Raw genomic sequence first — 19,198 nt, 5'->3', positions numbered from 1 at the left:
GCCTCCTTCCGCGCCCCGGTCTCCGGTTGGCCGGGCCCACGGTTCGGAGAATGCTATGCGATTCAGCCATAAGTTCGGATATGCCTTGGCCTTAGCGGCCATGCTCCCCCTGGGTGCCTGCGACGTCATCGCGGGCCCGGAGGCGAGCACCAATGTCTCCCTCTCGGTCGCGCTGGCCCAGAACAGCGCAGCGGCCGTCGCGGCTCGGGACGTCATCCAGCAGGTGGAGGGCGACGAGCTGGTGCTCACCCGGGTGGCCCTGGTGTTGAGGGACATCGAGCTCAAGCGGAAGTTCCGCGATCAGTGCCTGGACGGCGTAGGCGGGGACAGCTGCGAGAAGATCGAGCTGGGCCCTGTCCTCCTGGAGCTACCCCTGGATGGTTCGGTGGACCAGGTCCTGGCCGTCGATGTCCCCGCCGACACCTACGAGGAGCTCGAGTTCGAGATCCACACGTTGAGTGGCGATCGGCAGGCGGCACTCGACCTGGTGGCGGCCCATCCGGAGATGGACGGTGTCAGCATCCGTGTCGAAGGCACCTTCAACGGACAGTCCTTCGAGTTCAACGAGACGCTGTCCGAGGAGCAGGAGATCGAGTTCTCCGAGCCACTCGTGATCGCGGAAGACACGGGCCCGACCAACCTGACGCTGACGCTGGACGTCACCGGGTGGTTCAAGCGCTCCAATGGTTCGCTGATCGATCCGTCCTCGGCCGGGCCGGAAGGCGCGAACCGTAACCTCGTGCGTGACAACATCCGCCGCTCCATCCGCGCCTTCGAGGACGAGGATCGGGACGGTCAGGATCGCCACGGGGACGACCACGGCGGTTGACCGACTGACGTAGGGCTTCTGGTACGATCGAGCCCCGGACCGCGCTGCGGTCCGGGGCTCTTGGTTTTCACAGGGGTGGTGGTCAGCCGGCGGTGCACCCCAGGACTTTGGGGCACCCCCCGGGCGCGGTGACCGCGTTGTAGGTCTGTCGGCAGAACGCGTTGCTTTCGAACCGATTGGTCCCGGTGAGGTCGGGATCGTTGTACAGGGGTGAGGCCCAGAGCGCAGCGATGCCGAAGCCCGCGCTGTGGTGGATCCAGCTGTTCGTGATCAGGTCCGGCGGCGGCACATACTGCGTGTCGAAGTCGCCGACGAAGAGCGCGGCGGCGTCCGGAGTATTCGCCGGCCTGCAGTTGTTGGAAGAGATGCCGCTGGGCGCGCCCGCATAGGCGATCTCGACGTGCTTCAGCCGCGAGCCGTTGGCGGTGTTCAACCAGAGTCCCACCCAGTCGCCTGGGGAGGGCAAGAGCTCGCCCGACGTGAAGACGATCGGCTTGGCCGACGTGCCCACCGCATCGAGCACGCCTACGGTGTTGGTGGGCGCTCTGCCGTCATAGCCGAAGGTCAGCCGCGCGCCCGGCTGCGTTGGGGTCATCCTGGGGAACTTGAGCACGACGCCCGGTTCGATGGTGAGCGTCACGGGGGCGGTCGCCGGGGGGCGCGCCGCCACGCGCAGGCCGCTCGTCTGGATGCGTACCGGAACACCGCGGTCGAGGATGGTCATGTCGGCGAATACGTCCGCACTCGGCCCGATGACCATGATCTCGTCGATCGCGTTTCCTCGATAGGAGCCCTCAGGCAGGCTGCCGAGCGACATCATGGTGGCGCGCACCGCGTACTCGCCGGCTCCGCGGATGCTGATCTGCCTCGAGTCCGCCGTGAAGGCCGCGTTGGCGTCGAGATAGAGCCCCGCACCCAGCGGCGAGTCGATGGTCAGGTCGCTGGCGCGCAGCACCGGGACCGGCGGTTCGAAGTATCCCGCACCGGAGACCACGATCCCGGCGTTGTCGTAGCTGCCGCGCAGATCGCCGCCCCCTTGGAGCACGGTGTAGCTCAGGTCGATCAAGGACGTCGGACTGCGGTTGAACAGCGCACCCCAGGGCTGGAGGACATCGGCGCGCCGGAAGGAGACGAAGTGTTGGCTGTCCGTTCCGGCCGACACCAGCGTGGCGCTGTCGCGCACCGTGATCGAGGCACGGTATCCCAGCGCCACCACCGCGCACGGTTCGATGGTCACCGTCGCGCGGTTGCGGATCGAGATGTCGAACGGCACCACATGCATCACTCCGTCGCCCACCCAGGTCTCATCGGCGCTGATGTCTCCGGAGTGATTGACCACGATGCTGTCCGTCATCCCGCATGGGATCGTGCCGCCTCCGCCTGCGACCCCGGTGTGAACCGCGCGTGCCTGCGCGCTGCGGGTCGGAAGGGTCAGCAAGGCGGCGAACGCAAAGGAAAGAAGCAGGGCCGGGAGGGCGTGCCTGCGGGGCGAAGGGCTCATGGGTCCGCCTACCGTACGGGTCGGCTGTCCTGCCGCTGGGCGGCCTCGTCATTCCAGTAGTACGGCCCGAACGGCACGCGGGCCGGCCACACCTGGTCGAGCGTGTCCCCCTCCCACATGCGGCCACCCTTCATCACGTAGCGGATGTCCTCGGTGTTGCGGATGTCGTCCAGGGGGTTGGCGTTGAGCACCATCAGGTCCGCCAGTTTGCCTGGAGCCAGGGTGCCGATGTCCTGCTCCGCGCCCAGGAAGTGCGCCCCGTGCTTGGAGGCGACCTCCAGCGCGCCGAGCGGTCCGAACGCCGCGGCCGCCATCCACACCTCCCAGTGCGAGCCGATGCCGTGCGCCTGCCCGTGCGAGCCGATGGCTCCCCAGCCGCCTTCGGCCACGATGTCGAACAGGGTCTGCGAGATCATGGGGAAGCCGTAGTGCTCTTCCGGGCGCAGCATGCGGCGCTGCTGGTGCGGCACCGTCTGACGCCAGGGCATGAAACGGCGCTGCTTGTCCTTCTGCCACACGTTGGACTCGGCGAAGAAGAATTCCTCGTTCCAAGGGCCCGTGCCCCCTACCACCCACGTCGGTGAGTAGACCGAGTGCGTGCGACCGAAGAACTTGTGCACGTCACCATAGGTGACGACGTAGCTCATGGGGTGTTCCCAACCCGTCTGGCCGTCCAGGATCATGCTGAGGTTGTAGGCCAGGTCGCTGCCCTCGGCGGTGACCATGAGGCCGCGCTTGCGCGCCGCCTCCGACACCCACTGCCGCTGGTCGCGGCGCGGCTGCAGGTACTGCTTGATGCCGGTGGCGCCCCAGGAGGCCAGACGCGCCACGTTCTGCTCGGCGACCTCCTGGGTGCGCAGGTCGTTCTGACGGCCCCCGTCGCCGCGATAGAGCGGATCGCCGGTGCTATAGGTGCGCGGCCCGATCACCATGCCTGCTTCGATCAGCTCGGCGGTCGGGAACACGTTCTGCGACCACATGGAGTTGTCGAGGTTGGTGGTCACGCCGTACGCGAGATAGACCGCCTGCTCGTAGGAATGCGCGGGAATGATGCCGCGATGCTCGCGGTAGTGGTGCGCGTGCATGTCCACGAAGCCGGGGATGATGGTGCCACCGTTCAGGTCCACCACCGAGTCCGCGTCCGAGACCTCACAGGCGCCGACCTGGCCCACGCAGCGGATGCGGGCTCCGTCCACCACCAGCACACCGCGTTCGATGACGCCAGCCGCGCCGTTGGGGCGGGCCTGGTCCTCAAGCGTGACGATGCGCGCACCGGTGAGCGCCACGACACCCGTGGGCGTAGCGCGCGGATGCTGCATGGCGATGCTGAAGGTGTCGGTGCTGGCCTCGCGCACATGGTGCATGAAGAAGCGGTCGGCATTCCCGAACGTCAGCGTGTTGGCGTCCAGCCAGGTTGGGAACAGCCCACCCTCGGTGCTGAGCTGCGTGACCGGCAAAGCGCCATTGCGCTTGGCCACATGCACCGCGTCCGAGCCCGTGCCCACCGCGGGGAGTGGCGCCAGGTAGACGTTGTCGCCCTCCTGGAACGCGACGTTCCTGCCGTCGGGTGACATCACCACCTCGTCCGCGTACGGGAAGGTGGCGTGCGTGCGCTTGTCGGAGCCGTCCGGTCGCACCGACACCAGAGCGGTACGGCCGCGGGCCCCTTCGGATTCGTCCACCTCCGGATAGTGGATGCGGCCTTGCGCCACCGACGCGCGCACGATCTGCCGCCTCGAGTCCTGATGCGCCTCACCCTCCGGTCCGGTGGCCTCACGCGCCACGAACGTGGCAGCTCCACCGGCGGCGGGGATCCGCACCAGCTCGTGCCAGGGCGTCCAGGCCCAGCCGCGTCCGCGCTGGGTGGCGCCGCCCCCTCGGGCCACGATCAGAGCGGTGCCGTCTTCGCTCCAGACCGGATGGATGTATTCGGCGGGCTCAGTGGACACCTGCTCCGGGCGGCCGCGACCGTCCGTGCGGATCTTCCACACATGGCCGGTGGCGGGCTCCTCCCAGGTGGTGAACGCGATCCAACGCCCGTCGGGTGACCAGGCGGGCGAGTACTCCATGGGCTCGAAGCCCTCCGGGGTAAGTCGCCGCGGCGTCCCGTCCGGGAGGTCCTTCAGCCAGATGCGTCCGACCGCTTGGAATGCCACCCGCCGTCCGTCCGGTGAGGCCGCGTGCCAGCGCGTGAACTTCACGGGGAAGGCGCCGTCGCCGATGCGGAAGTCGGCACGCGTCTGTTCGGACACCGTCCGCTGCACGCGGGCGCTGAACTCGATGGTGCCGACGTTCCCCGTGGCGACGTCCAGGCGGCGGATCTTTCCGCCCTGGTTGATGACGATGGCGCTGCCATCCGGCGTCCAGTCGTAGCCGGGCAGCACGCGCAGCGTCTTGATGGTCTCGGTCATGTCCGATTCGATCGGATCCATGATCACGCGTTCGGCACCCGTCTGAAGGTCCCGCAGCCAAAGCGCCGTCCGCGGCCCATAGGTGTGGCCTTTCCAGGTGATGGTGCCGTCGGGGATGCGGCGAGCGAAGGCCAGCCAGCGTCCGTCCGGAGAGACCTCCCCCGCGTAGGCGCCGCCGCTGGACGCGCGGATCTGCTGCTGGGCGGTGCCGGCCGTGATGGGCACCACCTCGCCCGTGGCCAGTTCCAAGCGCGCGAGCTGGCGGTAGCCCTTGAGGGCGTCCCCGTACCCGATGGTGACGTTGCCCCCCTCATTGCGCGTGAAGTAGATGTGCGCGCCGGTCGGGTCGAAGCTCGGCCAGCTGGCGCCTGCCACGGTCGTGAGCGAGACGCCCTTGCCGCCATCCCTGTGCACCATCCACAGCCCGCCACGGTCGTTCTGCCCGGGCTCCGGCAGGGGCTGACGCCGCACCACGATGTAGCGGCCATCCGGGCTCCACACCGGCTCCACGAAACGCGCGCTCTGATCGGAGAGCACCGCGCGTGGGTTGGAGCCATCCGCGTCCATCACCCACAGGTTGTTCTGACCCCCGCGGTCGCTCACAAACGCGATCATGGATCCGTCTGGCGACCACCGCGGGTGGTAGTTGGTGGAGACGCCCGCGTCCTGCGTGAGCAACTCAGCCGTGCCACCCGCGATGGGTACCCGGTAGATCTGGGCCAGCAGATCGAAGACGATCCACTGACCGTCCGGGGAGACGTCCAGCGACATCCAGGTGCCTTCATCGGTGGTGAAGTCCACCTGGGTGGTGCGGCCGCGGGCCTGGGTGACGTCCCACGTGTCGGCTTGCTGCGCCGCCAGCGGGGCGGTGCCAAGCAGTCCACCCGCGCACAGCAGCGCCAGGGCCGGAGCGGCGCACGGGAAGCGGCGCCCTGCACCCCGATTCCCCGTGATGCGGCGCCCACCACCGGACGTTCGCCGCTCCGGCCCGGCGCTCACATCGCCCCCAACGCGCGCGTGGCCTCTTCGATCCCCGCGGCGGCGCGCTCGATGGCGGCCGCAGTGCGCTGCACCTGATCCGGCACCTGATCGAACTCGCGTTCCTCGATCGCCTCGCGTACTCCGGGCAGCGTCTTCACCCCGTAGCCCGTGTAGAAGCCCGGCGCGTAGATGCGGTGGCGGAACCAGGGACGACGCGGCAGCCCGCCCTCGTCCATCATGCGCTGCTCGAGGCCCTGCAACACGTCGTTCACACGCTGCACGGTGGTGGCGTTGGGGTTGCCGGCCAGGAAGCCGGGCAAGGCCCGGTCGTAGGCGGTAGCCGCTTCCTCGAGGCGTCGCACCGCGTTCTGCAGCGGCGCGAAGTTGAAGTAGGGCACTTCTGCCTTGGATTCAGGTGCGATCCAGGTTTCGGTGGGATCAGCGGCCAGCTTGTAGGCGCCTTCCTCGATGAGCTTGTTCTCGCGTTCGGTCGCGGCGCGCTGGTCGTCCGCGAGCTTCTCCACCTCGCCCAGGTAGCCGCGCACGTTGTCCGCCAGACCGGCGAAACGCATGGGCAGCACGTCCGCCTCGGCGAAACGCAGCACGATGCGGCCGGCCACGTCGGCCAGGGCCACACCGTAGTGGAAGCCCGGATCACCGAAGCGGGAGTAATGGTCGAAGGAATCGAACTGCGAATGGTAGGAGCCACCGCCGCCCTCGCCCCCGAAGCCCACGTTCAGCGACTGGATGCCCAGGTGTTGTAGGAAGGGCGTGTAGTCGGATCCCGATCCCAGCGGAGAGATGCGTAGCTCCGCGCGCGTCATGGCTTCGCGGTCGCCGCCCACGGCCTGCGCCGCGCGCGTCCGTTGCCAGGCGCTCACCCCCGTCTGCGGGTCGGTGACGGACTTGGCCACCTGATTGACGAAGCTCTCCAATGCGTGCGATCCGCCGGCGCCCAGGAAGCCTCGCCCGTTGCCGTCCGTGTTGAGATAGAGCACGGCCTTCTGCTGCAGCTCAGCCGCGTGCTGCTCCGCCCATTCGGTGGAGCCCAGCAGGCCCGGTTCCTCGCCGTCCCAACCGGCGTAGATGATGGTGCGGCGTGGCCGCCAACCGGTCTTCATGAGCTCACCGATGGCGCGCGCTTCCTCCAACACCGCCACCATGCCGCTGATGGGGTCACCGGCGCCCATGGCCCAGCCGTCCCGGTGGTTGCCGCGCACCACCCACTCGTCCGGGTATTCACTGCCTTGGATGCGGGCGATCACGTCGTAGGCGGGCTTCAAGCTCCAGTCGAACTCCAGCTTCAGATGGACGCGCGCCGGTCCCGGGCCCATGTGGTAGGTGATGGGCAGCGCGCCCCGCCACGAACCCGGAGCCACCGGCCCGCCCAGGGCAGCCAGCAGCGGCTGCGCGTCCGCGTAGGAGATGGGCAGCACCGGGATCTTCATGATGACCGGCGACTCTTCGACCGTGTAGCGTTCGGTCTCCGCCTTGGCGCCACGACCGGGGGTGAGCGGATCGCCCGGGTACTGGGGCATGTCCACCACCGAGCCGCGCTGCACACCGTCCTTCATGCGGTAGGCGCCCTCGGGGTAGACGTCCCCCTGGTAGTAGCCGTCATCGCGCGGGTCGGAGTAGATGATGCAGCCGATGGCGCCGTGCTCGTAGGCGACCTTGGGCTTGATGCCGCGCCACGATCCGCCGTAGCGCGCGATTACGATCTTGCCCTTCACGTCGATGCCGCGCCGGGCCAGCTCTTCGTAGTCGGCCGGGATGCCGTAGTTGACGTAGACCAGCTCGCCCGTGACGTCGCCGTCCGCCGAGTAGGCGTTGTAGGTGGGCAGCCGTCCCGCCACGTTGGAGGTGGCGTCCTCCTTGAGCGTGGGCTCCTGCAGACGCGCGCGGAAGCGCGTGGGCGCAACCAGCTCCAGCTGGCGCGTGCGGGGCATGGGGAAGAGCACCTGGAACTCCTCCAGCTCGGCCTGCCAGCCCCAGGAGCGGAACTGCTCCACCATCCACTCCGCCGTCTCCTTGTTGTGGGGCGAGCCCACATAGATCGGCTTGGAGACGATGTAGCGCATCCACTCCTCCAGGTTGGAGGCCTGGAGTTGGCTGGAGAAGCGCTGCTCCAGCTCCATCTGGGAGCGGGCCCGCTCGGCCGTGAACCCGAGCAGGTCGGGGTCGGCACTCTGGGCGGGCGTGAACGCGAGCAGGGCGGTCAGCGCCCCGGTCAGGATCAAGGAACGGGCAGGGACGGACATCGGGTACGGCCTCGGTGTTGGTTGGGTCGGGCTCGGTTCAGCAGGTTCGGGGGTGGGGGGCGGAGGGGCAAGGTTGAAAAAGGAGAGGCCCGGGAAGAGCCAGAACTCCAGCGCTTCAGTCTGAGCGCCAGGGAGCCGGCGCCTGGCTGTTGGATGCCGCGTTGCCCGGGGCGGCTGTCGAAGGGGGGGTCAGCCTGATCCGACGGCCCCATGAAGGGGTTGGCCGCGCGGTGCCTTCCACCGCGTGAGAGGTCCCGTCTCCGCGGGGTCGAGCAGCCGGCTTCCCTTCTCGCGATCAGGTCCGTCACGCGCACACGTCCCATCCTGCCATGGACGGATTCGAGCTCGCGGCGAAGGCATGGTCTCGGATGGACCATGTCGAGGGCCAGCAACCCGCCCTGTCGGCGCTCAGCCCTGTCATATGGCGTGTCGATGGCTCTTCTGACCTAGATGCGGCCGATCGGCCGCCGTACGCCCGCACGGAGCGTCGCAGGAGGGCCGCATAGATTTCATGCAGCGGGGCGTACGGTCCCGCCTGAATCGCTGCTCCCGTCCGGAGGTCAACGTGCCGCAGGTTCGTCCAACCCAACCCGCCCGGCCGACCTCATTCGACGTTCCCGCGGGAACGTCCTTTGATCCCCCTGCGCAGTCCAGCGGCGCACCCACGCTGCGCCTGGTTGTGAGTCCCGGCGAGTACGCTAGCACAGAGGCACTAGCCGATCAGATCGCCGAGCTCTCCGCCTACATGCACGCCGCCGAGCACCGGCTACTGGAGCTGATCCTCGAGTTCGACGTGCGCGAGGGTTGGGGCGATGCCGGCTTCCGTAGTTGCGCGCAGTGGTTGAGTTGGAGAACCGGCGTGGCTCCGGGCGCGGCGCGCGAACGGGTTCGTGTGGCCCGGGCACTAGCCTCGCTCCCTGAGATCTCCCAGGCCATGCGTCGGGGTCAGCTCTCCTACTCCAAGGTGCGGGCCGTGAGCCGCGTGGCAACTCCCGACAACGAACGCGAGTTGCTCGAGTTTGCGCTGGCCGGCACGGCCGCCCACGTGGAGCGTCTGATCCGCGGTTGGCGGCGTGTGGATCGATTGGAGGCGGCGGAGGAGGAGCGGCATCGTCACGCCCAGCGCTTCTTGGAGTTCCGCACGGAGGAGGATGGCTCGGTCAGGATCGAAGGGAAGCTCGATCCCGAGGTCGCAGCTGTGCTGAGGCGTGCCCTGGACGCTGCTGCGGAAGCGCTCCTCCGTCGGCCGGGGACAGGAGAACGCAACGGGGAAGCCGGAGGCGAGGCGGCCCTCCCCTCCGCTACCCAGCGTCGTGCAGACGCCCTCGGGCTCCTTGCCGAGCAAGGGCTCGCGTCCGGGTTCCCGGACTCCGCTCCGGGTTCGCGGGCCGACCGGTTCCAAGTTGTCGTGCACATCGAGGCCGAGGAGCTTCCGGACAAGGCGCCGAGCGGCGGCGCCGTGCTGGACGGACATCTGGACGTTCCCGCGGGAACGTTTCGACGCCTGTCGTGCGATTCCTCGAAGGTGCAGATGACGCACGGCGCGGACGGCGGCACTCTGTCCGTGGGGCGGCGCACTCGAACGGTGCCTCCAGCCATCCGCAGGGCGTTACGGCACCGGGACGGTGGCTGTCGGTTCCCCGGGTGCGGCAACCGATTCGCCGACGCCCATCACATCAGGCACTGGGCCGACGGTGGCGAGACCCGTCTGGACAATCTGGTGCTGCTATGTCGGTATCATCACCGCGCAGTCCACGAAGGTGGCTTCACCGTGACGTGCCAGGCTGATGGCAGCGTGCGGTTCACGGATTCGATGCGGCGTCCTTTGGAAACGGCCCCCATGCTTCCCAAGGTCCCGACGTCGTGGAGTGCCACCCGTCGCGAGAGGTGGCCCGGTGTCCACACGACCGGTGACATGACGCCGTGGTCCTGCGCGTCGCGCTGGGCCGGAGAGTCATGGGATCTGGACCTCGCTCTGCAAGGCCTTCGAGGGCCGCAGACTATCGGACGCACCTCAGCGAGGGAATGAGGCCCCCGCAGGGCGCCGGCTTGGACGGAGAGACCCTACCCTTTCCCTTGGTCGGCGGCGATTGCCGAGCCGGTGCCCTCGTCGGAGATTGCTGGCGCAGCTCCCGTTCGGCCCGTCGGTGAGGCCGCGTCTCGTCCGTGTTCTGCTGGAGGGTCCGTTCATGGGAACCGTACGGCTTGCTCTGATCGTGGCTGTCCCCTTCGGGCTTGCCCTTTCTGCCTGCACGGACGCCCAGCAGCCCCAGATCCAGCTCGATCTCGACGACATCGCCGGCGTAGTTACCAGCGCCGACGGGCCCGAGGCCGGCGTGTGGGTGATCGCCGAGACGGCCGACCTCGGAACGCGCTTCGCGCGCATCGTCGTGACCGACGACCAGGGTCGCTACCTGGTGCCCGATCTACCCGAAGCCAACTATCGGGTCTGGGTGCGCGGCTACGGGCTTGTCGACTCCGACAAAGTGCCTGCAGCCCGCGGTGACATCGTCCACCTGACCGCGACCGTCGCGCCGGACGCGGCCACCGCCGCCCACGTGTACCCGGCCGCGTACTGGTACGCGATGATGGGGCTGCCCAGCCCGGACGAGGTTGCCGACCTCGAGGGCGGACTCAACTACTATCTCACCTGGGTGAAGAACATGGGGTGCGTGGGGTGCCATCAGTTGGGGAACGAGGCCACCCGAACGCTGCCGGATGCCTTCGCCAGCATGGCTTCGTCGGAGGACGCCTGGACGCGCCGCATCTCATCCGGCCAGGCGGGTGGCAACATGCAAGGCATCGTGGGCCAGCTGCACGGCCTACCGATCAAGTACCTGGCAGACTGGACCGACCGGATCGCGGCGGGCGAGACTCCCGCGCAGATGCCGGCACGCCCCTCCGGGGTGGAGCGCAACGTGGTCGCCACGGTGCGGGATTGGTCGAGCCCCCAGTTCTACATGCACGACCTCTCCGGCACCGACCGGCGAGATCCGACCGTGAACGGATACGGCAAGCTCTACGGTGCGCCCGAGCTCAGCACGGACGAGGTGCCGATCCTCGATCCTGTCGCCAACCTGTCGAGCGTGTACAAGGTGCCCGTTCGGGACGAAGATACGCCCTCCACGCACGAGGCGCCGGTCGTGGCCCCGTCCGCGTATTGGGGGGACGAGCGGATCTGGGACAGCAGGGCCAACATCCACAACCCCATGCTGGATCAGGACGGGCGCGTGTGGTTCACTGCTCGGATTCGTGGGCCTGACAATCCGGACTTCTGCAAGAGCGGCTCGACCCACCCGTCGGCGATGCTGTACCCGAAAGAGCGGACGGGACGCCATCTGGCCGTCTATGATCCGGCGACGGGCGAGTACCGGTTCGTGGATACGTGCTTCAGCACGCATCACCTGCAGTTCGCCTACGACGACCGCAACACGTTGTGGACGAGTGGCGGGGGTGACGTAGTCGGTTGGCTCGACACCAACCGGTTCCTGGAGACAGGGGACGCCGCCGCCTCCCAGGGATGGGCGCCGCTGATCCTCGACACGAACGGCAATGGACAGCAAGACGCGTGGACCGAGCCCGGGGAGGCGCCGGATCCCGCCCGCGACATGCGCGTTGTCAACGGCTATTACGCGGTGATGCCGGAGCCTCGCGGCGAGGCGGTGTGGGGATCGAATGCGTTCCAGTTCCCGGGCTCGATCACGCGGCTCTCACCGGGTACCGACCCTCCGCAAACGGCGTTGGCGGAAATGTACCGGCCACCGCTGCCCGGCTTCGGCGTGCGCGGCGCGGACATCGACAAGAACGGAGTCGTCTGGGTCTCGCTGGGGAGCGGCCACCTCGGCGAGTTCGATCGGCGGAAGTGCCAGGCCCCTTTGAACGGCCCCGACGCCACCGGCGACCACTGCCCCGAAGGCTGGACACTACACGATCTGCCCGGTCCCGGGTTCGGGGATCTTCCGCAGTTCAGCGTCGAGTCCAGCTACTACACGTGGGTGGATCAGCACAACGCGCTCGGATTGGGCGAGGACGTACCCATCGCCACCGGCAACCTGTTCGACGGTGTGCACGCGTTGGTGGACGGGTCGTTCGTCACGCTCCGCATTCCCTACCCGATGGGCTTCTACTCCAAAGGATTCGAGGGGCGCATCGATGATCCGGACGCTGGATGGAAGGGCCGGGGCCTCTGGGTTCCAGAAGGGGACCGCACTCCATGGCTGAAGGAGGGCGGCAAGGGATCGAAGCCCATCGTAGTGCACTTTCAGGTGCGGCCGGATCCGTTGGCGCATTGATGGGATGCGCCCGGCCTATCCGATCGCCAGCACCTGCGCGAAGGTCACCACTACGAAACGGTCCGCTTGTCCCCGGATGACGAACGTCTCGGCGACCAGGTCCACTTCGATGGTGTACGGATAGCGTGCCCCGTCGAACTCCTGAACGCCGAGCAGCCTGCCCTGCGCATCGAAGGCGTGAAACGCGATGGTGCTCTTGTTGTCGGTGCGCGTCAGGGGCCAGTAATTCCGTCCATTCCAGCGGATGACCGGACACGTGGGACCGGCCTCCAGTGAATTCGGCCCCGAAGGACAATCGGCCCAGTATTCATTCGCATCGATGGCGCCCATCGTCTCAACCGCCAGACGGACGATCTCCGGCTGAGCCTCTTCGGGCTCGGTCGTCGAGTCGCAGGCGCCCAACGTGGACACGGCGATCGTGAGTGAGAGTACGGTCGCTACGGTGAGCGCCGGCGAGGAGGTGTTGCACATGTGGAGGCTCCCTCGGTGTGAGTGCGTCAGACCCGATGGGTCGGACGCCCGTGCCCGGCCGTCCACACACTAGGGCGCCGCGGTGCGGCGGCGACCCTCATGGCGCTCCTCCTGCGGGCCAGATTCACCCGGGGGCGCTCCGGAAGGCTACGCCATCAGCACCATGCGCCGGTGCCAGCCGCGCAGCCCCAACCACAGCAGCGCTGCGACCAAGAAGACCCCGTTCCAACCTTTCACTACCCCTTGCAGTCTTAGGGATATAACCGCTAGGGTTCGCGACCGATCACCAACCGGAGGGTCGTCGTGGCGGAGACATCACTGGAGCTGCTGAAGGGGACGTTGGACGTGCTTATCCTGAAGACGCTCAGCCGGAAGCCACTCCACGGCTACGGGATCTCACGTTGGCTCCGCGATACCACCGACGACGCCTTCACTGTCGAGGAGGGGGCCCTCTACCCGGCGCTGCGACGTCTGGAACGGCGCGGACTGGTGGAGTCCGAATGGGGCATCACCGAGACGGGTCGGGAGGCCAAGTTCTACAGCCTCACCCGGCAGGGCCGGAAGGAGCTGGAGGCGGGCGTGCGCAGTTGGAGCCGGTACGCCGAAGCGATGTCGCGCGTCCTGCTCTCGCCTGGGGGCGGATGAGCGCGCGAGGCCGTCGGCCGCGGCGCATCTTCCCGCGCTTCGCGGCCCGCGAGGACGTGGATCGCGAGCTCCTCAGCCATATCGAGATGCGGACGGATGAGCTCGAAGCCCAGGGCTGGGAGCCGCAGGCAGCGCGCGCGGAGGCTGAACGGCTCTTCGGTGACCAACGGTCGATCGGAGATGCCTGCGTGCGTCTGGAACGACGACGAAAACGAGCGGAGCGGAGGGGGACGATGATCGAAGACGGGTGGCACGATATCCGGTACGCCGTTCGGACCTTGCTGAAGGCGCCTGGCTTCACCGTGACGGCGCTGCTCACGTTGGCGCTGGGGATCGGGGCCAACACCGCGGTCTTCTCCGTGCTCGACGGTGTTCTCCTGCGCCCACTCCCCTATCCGGAGCCGGACCGATTGGTGTCGGTCGCGGAGGTGACCCGGACCGGGAGACCAATGTCCGTGGCCTACGCCAACTTCCGTGATTGGCGCGAGAGCGCGACCGGCTTCGACGCCATGGCAGCCTATCGGGCCAACACCACCACGGTGCTGGGAGGGACGCAGCCGGCCTGGGTCCCGGTCGCGGCCATCAGCGAGGATCTCTGGCGTGTCCTTCCCGTGAATCCGGTCGCTGGGCGTCTTACGGTCTCCGACGATCACGTCGATGGCGCGCCGCCCGTTGCCCTCGTGAGCACCACGTTCGCCCGCGACATCCTGGGCGCCGACCAGCCGCTGGGTCGCACCGTGGAGATCTACGGCGTGCGCGCCGAGGTCGTGGGCGTGTTACCTGCCGACTTCGACTTCCCGGTAGGCGCGCAGGTCTGGGTGCCCCTTCCGCCCCAGGGCGACAGTCGTACCGCGCACAACTGGTTCGTGGTGGGGCGGTTGCGTGCGGGTACGAGCCTCGAGGCCGCAGCCGATGAGGTGGACGCGCTGATGGTGCGCCTGGCGGAGTCGGTCCGGGGTGACGAACCGGACGAATACCTGGCTGCAGGCGCGAGTGTCACGTCCCTACGGGATCGCTTGGTGGGCAACACGCGACGCCCCTTGTATCTCCTGCTGGGCGCGGCCGGCTTCGTGTTGTTGGTGGCCTGCACCAACCTGGCCTCCACGCTCCTGGCGCGTGGGACGGCCCGCACACAAGAGTTGGCGGTCCGCTCTGCTCTGGGCGCCGGTCGTGGCCGGTTGGTCCGTCACCTCCTTGCCGAGAGCCTGGTCCTCTCGTTGAGCGGTTCCGTTGTCGGCCTGGCCCTCACCGCGGTCCTGCTGCGTGCCCTGCGCCTCGTCGGTCGGGAGTCGGTGCCCCGCATCGAGGAGATCGGCATCAGTCCGGGAGTGCTCACCTTTACCTTGCTCATCGCGCTGCTCACCGCAGCGGGATTCGGGCTGCTTCCGGCGCTGCGCACCACTGCAGGGAATCAGGCCACCACATTGCGGAACGTCCGCGGTGGTGTGGGTGGACAGGCGCGCACCTGGGGGGCGTTGGTCGCCACGGAGGTCGCGCTCGCGCTCCTGTTGCTGGTCGGATCGGGTCTGCTGATCCGTAGCTTCATCGCGGTGATGTCGGAAGATGTCGGCTTCGATCCTACCGACGTGGCCCTGACCGCCGTTGCGTTGAGCGGGGTCAAGTACCCGGAGCTCGATGACCATGCCCGCCTGTGGGACGAGCTGCTCGAGCGGATGGAGGCTTCCCCCGGAGTCAGCGCCGCCGGCGTGCTGAGCAATGTGCCCATCGAGGGCGCTCCCGACGGACGGGTGGAGTTGGACGGCGACCCCACCCGGACGTTCGATGCGCTGTACGTGGTCGCGAGCTCGGGCGCCTTCGAGGCGCTCGACATTCCGTTGCGGCAGGGGAGGCTGTTCCAGGAGAGCGACGGCGCCGGTGCTCCGCACGCAGTAGTAGTGAGCCGCTCATTCGCGGAGCAGGTATGGCCCGGGCAGGACCCCATTGGACACCTCGTCAGCGGCGGGGGGATGGACAACTACTGGGACGCGGAGCCACCCGTGTTCGGCACGGTGGTCGGCGTGGTCGACGACGTACGGTATCAGGGCCTCACGCGGGCAGGCGGCCCGACTGTCTACTGGAACTACCGGCAGCGCCCGTTCCGCCTGCGGTTTGGAGGGACCATCGTCGTCGAGTCGGAGAACGGAGATCCTGCCGCGGCCTTCCAGGCGCTCCGCCCGGTGATCCAGTCGGTGGATTCCGATGTCGCCGTGCGACCCCGCTACATGCGCGATCTCTTGTCCGACTCCGTGGCCGCTCGTCGCTTCGTCTTGATGGTGTTGGCGACGTTCGCAGCGATCGCCACACTATTGGCGGGAATCGGCATCTACGGTGTGGTATCCTATGCCGTCGCGCGCCGCACGCGCGAAGTGGGAATCCGCTTGGCGCTGGGCGCTGCGCCCTCGTCGGTTCGGGCCATGGTGCTGGGTGGGGCCCTGCGCCCGGTCGCGGTGGGGTTGGTGCTGGGCCTGGCCGCCGGCCTCTCGCTCTCACGCGTGCTCCGCAGCTTCCTCTACGAGGTTCCACCGACCGATCCCCTGACCTTCGCGGTGGTGCCCGCTGTGTTGCTCGTTGCCGCTCTGGCTGCGAGCTGGCTACCGGCGCGACGCGGGACACGGATCGATCCTGTGCAGGCGCTGCGGATGGAGTAAGCGACTCCGTCCCGCCCTGGCGCGCGGGGGCCGCCGCTCCAATCATGGGGCTCCGACGATCCTGGAGGCGGGACACCGTGAAGGCACTCGGTAGGAAGGCGGCTGGCGAGCGCCTGGCGCGCATGCAGGCGTCTACGCAGTGGCGCGGCAATTCCTTCGCCAACGTCGACTACCAGCCGCCCACGGAGCCGCGCACCTCGTTCTCCCTCATGGACTTCTTCTGTCCGCACGAGGAGCGGAAGCCGCGCGCCCCTCTTCCCACCCTCGATCCGAGGGAGCGCTGGAGGACTCCGCCCGAGACGGGCTTGCGGGTGACGTGGCTCGGCCATTCCACGCTCTTCCTTGAGATCGATGGCGTCCGTGTCTTGATCGACCCGGTGTGGGGCTCGCGCGCATCGCCGTCGCGCAGGGTGGGGCCGCGGCGGTTCCAGCCCCCGCCGGTGCCGCTGGCTGCGCTCCCTTCGGTCGACCTGGTCCTGCTTTCACACGATCACTACGACCATCTGGACTACCCGACCATCCGGACGCTCGCCTCGACCCAGGTGCCGTTTCTGGCGCCCCTGGGCGTGGGCGCTCACCTCGAGCACTGGGGCGTCCGAACGGATCGGATCACCGAAGTGGATTGGTGGGAGCGGTTCACCGTCCCCGGTAGCGCTGTCGACATCATCGCGACGCCGGCGCAACACTTCTCAGGTCGCACACCGGGCTCGCGGAATCACACCCTTTGGGCTTCCTACGTGATCGAGTCGCCGAAGCACTGCGTCTATCACGGAGCGGACTCCGGTCTGATGCCCGCGTTCAAGACGATCGGGGAGCGGTTCGGCCCCTTCGACCTCGTCTGCCTGGAGATCGGCGCATACCACCCCGCCTGGGGCGACATCCATCTGGGGCCGGTGAACGCGTTGACGGCGTGGAAAGCGTTGGGCGGTGGTCCGCTGCTGCCCATCCACTGGGGCACGTTCGCGCTGGCCATGCACCGTTGGGACGACCCCATCGAGGAGCTCGTTGCGGGTGCGGGCGCGGCCGGTGCGGATCTACTGACACCGCGACTGGGCGAGCCACTGGAGCCGGCGCGCGACACCGGCGTACGGCCCTGGTGGCGAGAGGTGGCAGCGCTGCACGGCCCCGTGGAGGAGCGTAACCGGAGCGCGACGGAGGACTCGGCGGAGGTGCCTGAGCCCATCGATTGATGCGGTGGCCCCGCCGGTGGGCGCCGCCGAACGGGGCGCCGCCATACTCCAGCTAGATGAACCGGAACACCACCGGAAAGACGATCACGACCAGCGCCGCCCACAGCGCGTAGACCGGCAGGTAGGTGGTCTGCCACCGCTCCAGGTCCGAGAAAGCGCCACGACCCCTGAGAAAGCGGACGTAAAGCACGGCGGACCACGCGAGGTTGACGGCCAGGATCACGTTCTCGCCCAGGGCCGCCGTGCGGTTCGGGGTGAAGCCGAGCTCCGTGATGCGCGCGCCGATGGCCCAGAGCGCGACCCCGTCCGCCACCAGGGCGCACACCACCAGTACCACCTGCACCACGTCGAAGGCTCCGGGCCGGGCGTGCGGATCGCGAGCGGAGACGGAGTAGAGCAGCAACGCGAGCACCACCACCAGCAGGAGGTCGAAGGCGATCAGTACTTCGCGCTCGATATCGATCGCGCGCCCGGTGAAGAGCAGGGTGCCGAGAAACGCGAGCAGAGCCAGGGCGAAGAACGGAGTGAACAGACGCGTGAGCACGGGCGCCATGTTCTCGATCACGCTCTGCTTGGCCTCGACCAACCAGGACGCGACCAGGACGCCTCCAGCGGCGCCACAGGGCAGCAACCACGACTCGAAGATCGGTTCGATGTCGATGCCGATGGCCTGGAAGGTGACCGCCATGAACGCGGTCAGGAGCCCACCACCCAAAGCGAGCAGGACGAAGTAGATGAACAACTCGCCACTGAATCGAACGAAGTCCATGCGCCCGGCCACCTGACCCCAGCGCCCGCCGGCGTAGGCGATTCCCACGGCCAACCAGAGCGCGATGGGGAGGTGTAGCGCCATCAGGACCTCGGTGTCTCCACCCGGCCGCACCGGATAGACGTTGGCGACGACGGCGGCGAATACGAACGCCCCGGCCAGCCAGCGCACGGTGCCGCCCGCGAGTCCCCGCTTCCACACGAAGTAGCCGACCAACAGCGGAAGCACGAAGAAGCTCAGATTGCGGCCGTAGAAGTTGCCGTGCGTCTGCAGCTGCAGGCCGAATAGCGCGGGCAGCTTGATGAGCACGCCTGCGGCGACAGCCAGAGAGAACGCGATGACGGCATCCTTGCGAGCGGCGGTTGTGGGTGCTCCGCCTACCTCTGCAGGGGATACGACGAGTTGCTTCCAAAGCCGTTCCGAGTGCTCGCGCGCGAACTCGCGCGAGAGGGAGTCCAGGTCGCCCATGCGCTTGACCGCGACCAGGAACGCTTCATCGGAAGCGAGCCCCGCGTCGGTCAGCATCGCGATCTGCTCGCGCAGATGGTCCTCCAGCTCGGCCACGTCGACGGAATGGATCGCCTGTCGATGAGCGAGATAGCTCCGCCATTGAGCGATCTGCTCCTCGAGCGAACCCGCATGATCCGGTGCCGTCATCGCTCAGGCTCCCTGAAGCAGTGGTCCGATCACGACCGGGTGGACGGTCGGGATGGGAAGGAAGAGTGCGTGCCAGATCCCGCGCAGCGTGGCGTCCACCGCCTGCCACTGCTTGCGTTCCTCGACCAGTTGGGCCCGGCCCTTGGGTGTGATGCCGTAGTATTTCCGGCGACGGCCGGTTTCGGCGACCTCCCAGCGGGCCTCGACCAACCCCAGTCGCTCCAGCCGGTGGAGGACGGGATAGAGCATCCCGTCGGTCCACTCCATGTGGCCGCCCGATAACTCCTTGACCCGCTTGAGGATCGCATATCCGTAGCTGTCCCCCTCGGCCAGGATCGCCAGCACGATCGGCGTCGAGGACGCGGCGATCAGGTCTTTGTTGATCTCCATGGGCGGTTCCCGCGCGATCGCAGGGGCGGCAGTCCGGTTCCAGGGGTCCGCCCGGTCGGGGCGCTTGCTCTGTTCGATACCTGGCAGCATTATACATGGAACTGCTATGTATCGGAAGAGGGGCCCTCTAGTGGGCTCGGGCGGCGGTGCCGA

12 protein-coding genes are annotated in these 19,198 nt (G+C 68.0%); 6 read left to right on the top strand and 6 right to left on the bottom strand.

Translation table 11 applies throughout. The annotated features are described in order from the left end of the window. Window positions 1-55: 55 nt before the first annotated feature. A complete protein-coding gene (locus R3E10_14885; protein ID MEZ4417035.1) occupies window positions 56-829 on the top strand; it encodes a hypothetical protein in 774 nt (257 codons plus the stop codon). An 82-nt stretch (window positions 830-911) separates the two neighbouring features. On the opposite strand, the gene R3E10_14880 is transcribed toward R3E10_14885, so the two are convergent. The 3 genes from R3E10_14880 to R3E10_14870 all read right to left on the bottom strand — a co-directional run bounded on the left by R3E10_14880 (window position 912) and on the right by R3E10_14870 (window position 7,983). Further along, window positions 912-2,183, bottom strand: a complete 1,272-nt coding sequence (locus R3E10_14880; GenBank protein MEZ4417034.1) for a hypothetical protein — start codon at window positions 2,181-2,183, stop codon at window positions 912-914. A 155-nt stretch (window positions 2,184-2,338) separates the two neighbouring features. Next, entirely contained in the window at window positions 2,339-5,740 is a 3,402-nt protein-coding gene (locus tag R3E10_14875; protein MEZ4417033.1) for an amidohydrolase family protein, read from the bottom strand. Continuing rightward, window positions 5,737-7,983 (bottom strand): transferrin receptor-like dimerization domain-containing protein, encoded by a 2,247-nt coding sequence (locus R3E10_14870; GenBank protein MEZ4417032.1) that lies wholly within the window; start codon window positions 7,981-7,983, stop codon window positions 5,737-5,739. The genes R3E10_14875 and R3E10_14870 overlap by 4 nt, the downstream gene beginning before the upstream one ends. A 511-nt stretch (window positions 7,984-8,494) precedes the next feature. On the opposite strand from R3E10_14870, the gene R3E10_14865 reads away from it, so the two are divergent. Both R3E10_14865 and R3E10_14860 read left to right on the top strand, forming a co-directional pair. Next, a complete protein-coding gene (locus tag R3E10_14865; GenBank protein MEZ4417031.1) occupies window positions 8,495-10,012 on the top strand; it encodes a DUF222 domain-containing protein in 1,518 nt (505 codons plus the stop codon). A 160-nt stretch (window positions 10,013-10,172) separates the two neighbouring features. Then, entirely contained in the window at window positions 10,173-12,275 is a 2,103-nt protein-coding gene (locus R3E10_14860) for a carboxypeptidase-like regulatory domain-containing protein (GenBank protein ID MEZ4417030.1), read from the top strand. 15 nt (window positions 12,276-12,290) lie between these two features. Here the strand turns inward: R3E10_14860 and R3E10_14855 are convergent, their stop codons facing one another. Further along, window positions 12,291-12,746 (bottom strand): hypothetical protein, encoded by a 456-nt coding sequence (locus R3E10_14855; protein MEZ4417029.1) that lies wholly within the window; start codon window positions 12,744-12,746, stop codon window positions 12,291-12,293. 303 nt (window positions 12,747-13,049) lie between these two features. Here R3E10_14855 and R3E10_14850 point away from each other — a divergent pair, with 303 nt between their 5' ends. The 3 genes from R3E10_14850 (at window position 13,050) to R3E10_14840 (ending at window position 17,229) form a co-directional block, all read left to right on the top strand. After that, window positions 13,050-13,391, top strand: coding sequence for a PadR family transcriptional regulator (locus R3E10_14850; GenBank protein ID MEZ4417028.1), 342 nt, complete (start codon window positions 13,050-13,052; stop codon window positions 13,389-13,391). Then, window positions 13,388-16,039, top strand: a complete 2,652-nt coding sequence (locus R3E10_14845) for an ABC transporter permease (GenBank protein ID MEZ4417027.1) — start codon at window positions 13,388-13,390, stop codon at window positions 16,037-16,039. Before R3E10_14850 ends, R3E10_14845 begins: the two co-directional genes overlap by 4 nt. 77 nt (window positions 16,040-16,116) lie before the next feature. Then, a complete protein-coding gene (locus tag R3E10_14840; GenBank protein ID MEZ4417026.1) occupies window positions 16,117-17,229 on the top strand; it encodes an MBL fold metallo-hydrolase in 1,113 nt (370 codons plus the stop codon). A 52-nt stretch (window positions 17,230-17,281) separates the two neighbouring features. On the opposite strand, the gene R3E10_14835 is transcribed toward R3E10_14840, so the two are convergent. Further along, window positions 17,282-18,655 (bottom strand): permease prefix domain 1-containing protein, encoded by a 1,374-nt coding sequence (locus tag R3E10_14835; GenBank protein MEZ4417025.1) that lies wholly within the window; start codon window positions 18,653-18,655, stop codon window positions 17,282-17,284. A gap of 3 nt (window positions 18,656-18,658) precedes the next feature. After that, window positions 18,659-19,045 carry a helix-turn-helix transcriptional regulator gene (locus R3E10_14830; GenBank protein MEZ4417024.1) on the bottom strand — a complete coding sequence of 129 codons (387 nt, stop codon included), beginning with the start codon at window positions 19,043-19,045 and terminating at the stop codon, window positions 18,659-18,661. Between the last annotated feature and the right edge of the window lie 153 nt (window positions 19,046-19,198).

The organism is Gemmatimonadota bacterium (assembly GCA_041390105.1).
Classification (GTDB): Bacteria; Gemmatimonadota; Gemmatimonadetes; order Longimicrobiales; family Gaopeijiaceae; genus JAGQIF01.
The sequence above is the reverse complement of the archived record's forward strand: the minus strand, read 5'-3'. Positions and strand labels throughout refer to the sequence as shown.